The sequence below is a fragment of the Deinococcus alpinitundrae genome, from assembly GCF_009982895.1.
Classification (GTDB): Bacteria; Deinococcota; Deinococci; order Deinococcales; family Deinococcaceae; genus Deinococcus; species Deinococcus alpinitundrae.
In genome coordinates this window covers 1-846 of sequence record NZ_WXZL01000085.1, presented here as the reverse complement: position 1 = coordinate 846, position 846 = coordinate 1, and the positions used below count along the sequence as shown (strand labels likewise).

Sequence of the window (846 nt, the reverse complement as noted above, 5' to 3'; positions counted from 1 at the left end):
CAGGTCTTCCTGGCGTTGCTGCTGGTCCACCTTCCGCCGGGGAAGATCCTGATGAGCTTGGATCGAACGACCTGGGAGCACGGCGAAGCGCCGCTCAACCTCTTGGTGCTCGGTGCGGTTGTCCACGGGTACACCATCCCCCTGGTGTGGATCGCTTTAAACCACACCGGCAACAGCCACACCAGAGCCCGCATGTGGCTGGTCCTCAAGCTCCTGCAGGCCCTTCCAGCGACGCGCTGGAAGGGCCTAGTCGCCGATCGCGAGTTCATTGGTGCCGAGTGGTTTCGGTTTCTCCGACGTCAGGGTATCCGGCGAGCGATCCGCATTCGCAAGGACACCCTCGTGGATGGCCTTCGGGCTGAAGAATGGTTTAACGACGTCCAGCAGGGTGAATTTCGAGAGGTGGCGGACAAGGTCTGCGTGTTTGGAGAATGGTTGCGGGTGGTGGCGACCAGATCCTCAACAGGGGATCTCCTCATCATCGCCACCGATTTTGGCCTCTGGGAGACTCGAAGGCTGTACAAACTTCGCTGGTCCATTGAATGCACTTTTGGCAGCCTCAAGTCCCGGGGCTTCGACTTGGAGCGGACGGGCGTCACCCAGCCCAAACGGCTCGAACGGCTGTTCGGTCTGGTCCTCCTGGCCTGGACCAGTCTGCTGCGGGTGGGCGTCTGGTTGCACGAAGTCAAGCCCATCAGGATCCTGGCCCATGGCCGGAAGGCCATGAGCTTGGTGCGCTACGGTTCGGAGCGCTTGAGAAACGCGCTGAGATGGAACCCAGACGACCTCAAGGTGCTCTTCAGCCTGCTGATTACACCTTTTTCAGCGCTGGGAGCGGCTTGAACT

At 60.6% G+C, this 846-nt stretch carries 1 protein-coding gene; it reads left to right on the top strand.

Annotation, left to right across the window (positions count from 1 at the left end; all coding sequences use genetic code 11):
• Positions 1-843, top strand: an 843-nt coding sequence (locus GUI70_RS22490) for a transposase (protein WP_161884500.1), incomplete at its 5' end; no start/stop codon positions are given.
• Positions 844-846: the final 3 nt, after the last annotated feature.